The organism is Roseovarius halophilus (ex Wu et al. 2025) (genome assembly GCF_047086965.1).
Genome location: NZ_JBKOTX010000438.1, coordinates 1 through 1,756, shown reverse-complemented (window position 1 = coordinate 1,756; position 1,756 = coordinate 1). Strand labels below are relative to the sequence as shown.

Here is a 1,756-nt window from a genome sequence, read left to right as displayed (position 1 = left end):
GTCCATTCTAGGGTATCGGCCCATTCGTTCCAGGGGTTGTTCTCGGTCGCATTCTTCGGGCTCAGCAGCAGCTTGAACAGCATCACAATGAAGAACAGACCCGCATCCGCAGGTGGTCCGGCCCGACGACCGAGACGACCTGCACGTTCGTCCGCTCGGGATAGAGCGGATGGGTCTCGTAGCGCGGCCCGAAACGGTCGAGCGGCACCGCCTCGGCATCCTCGACGAAAAAGGTGCAGTGCGGATTGCCCATCCCGGTGGCCACCGGCCCGCCCTCGATCGGCAGTTCCAGCGTGTCCATCGCCTCGGCCAACGGGATGTCCTGCCACGCCGTCTGCGGCGGGCCCATGTTGACCGATGTCAGCCCGCCCCCCGCATCGACGGCCTTCAGCCGGCCGCGCGCGGTGGTCAGGTCCAGACGGTCGCGGCCCTGTTCGTCCATCAGGTAGCGCGCGATGCAGCGCGTCGCGTTGCCGCAGGCCGCCGAGACGGAGCCGTCGCTGTTGTAGAAACTCAGATGCGCGTCGGCATCGCCCGACCCGATCACCGCCAGCTGGTCGAATCCCAGGCCGGTCCGCCGGTCGGCAAGCGCCACGGCAAGCGCCGGGCTGACGTCGACCGCGCGCGACCGCGCGTCGAACACGACAAAGTCGTTTCCAAGCCCGTGCATCTTCATGAAGGGAAGCCCGTATTCGATCGCGCGCTGTGTCATGAGCCGGCATATAAACCGCTCACCGGGACGAATCCAGCATCTGCGGGAAATTCAGTGCATTTCGGGGTTGACCCCCTGCCCCGCTCTTTCTAGATACCCGCTCTAGTGGGCCGTTAGCTCAGTTGGTAGAGCAACTGACTTTTAATCAGTGGGTCGCAGGTTCGAATCCTGCACGGCTCACCACTGGGTCAAGTAACTTATACTTGTAAGCATGATGGCTAAGGAACTTATGTGCCAAATCGGGCACGGGGTCGTTAGCTGTCACATCCCGGAAGGTAGTACGGCCGTCTCCTGAACCGCCCCGGCTTGAGTTTTTGCCGATCTTCATCGTCTGCAAGGGCGTCTTGCTGTCCAGGGCCGATTGCGGGAGCTGCCGGTTGTAGAGATGAGGGCATGACTGCCATCGGTCCGAAGGAATGCCCGAATGCGTAGCGGTGCAGCGTGCTGTCCAGCTCCTCGCCGGACCTGAAATGGTGGCTTTGCAGGACCTCCTCGATGCGCCCGTTGAAGCGCTCGACCATGCCGTTGATCCGGGGTGATTTCGGCGGGGTCAGGCAGTGCTCGATCCCGAGATCGACACGGAGACGGTCGAACGCGTGTTCGCCCCTCGCCGCACGCTTGCGCGGACCCGAGAGCCGGTCGGTGAACTCCTTGCCCCTCGCCATCGTCTCTCGGACCAATGGCGCATCACTGGCTCACCGTCGTCCCCTTCGGATGGGTTGCTCGAACCGGTGGCGCTAGCGGCCTCACTTGTGAAGGGATATCAGCATGCCTGCCCTCCATCCCGAATGTCCCTCAGCACCGACCTTGCCATGAACAAGGCCGATCGCCGAGGGGAAATGTGATCATCCGGGACGGAACAGTTTAACTACTTGCTGGCGCCGCCCCCCATGCCCGCAACAATAGCGGCGGTTTGGTGGTAAGGCAGTTCATACCATCAGGTCACTCGACAAGCCCGTCCTCTTGCAGCCTGTCCATCCATCCCGGGTTCGCCGAGATGTAGATGTCGGCCGGCGCGCCGTGCTGGATCTGGCGGGCAAGCGC

1 protein-coding gene, 1 tRNA gene and 2 pseudogenes are annotated in these 1,756 nt (G+C 63.0%); 1 reads left to right on the top strand and 3 read right to left on the bottom strand.

All coding sequences use genetic code 11. The features are described 5' to 3' along the window. Nucleotides 1-97: 97 nt before the first annotated feature. Nucleotides 98-712 (bottom strand): annotated as a pseudogene (dapF, locus tag ACH107_RS32610) (diaminopimelate epimerase); the annotation flags it as partial. Between the two features lie 107 nt (nt 713-819). Here dapF and ACH107_RS32605 point away from each other — a divergent pair. Next, a tRNA-Lys gene (locus ACH107_RS32605) sits at nt 820-895 on the top strand. A 71-nt stretch (nt 896-966) separates the two neighbouring features. On the opposite strand, the gene ACH107_RS32600 is transcribed toward ACH107_RS32605, so the two are convergent. Further along, complete coding sequence (locus ACH107_RS32600; protein ID WP_412509745.1) at nt 967-1,377, bottom strand: integrase core domain-containing protein; 411 nt, start codon at nt 1,375-1,377, stop codon at nt 967-969. 280 nt (nt 1,378-1,657) lie between these two features. After that, nucleotides 1,658-1,756: pseudogene (locus tag ACH107_RS32595) on the bottom strand (molybdate ABC transporter substrate-binding protein); the annotation flags it as partial.

Bases quoted from the DNA above. Each gene is read 5' to 3' on its own strand.
- ACH107_RS32600 (WP_412509745.1), bottom strand. From the start codon at position 1,377: ATGGCGAGGGGCAAGGAGTTCACCGACCGGCTCTCGGGTCCGCGCAAG.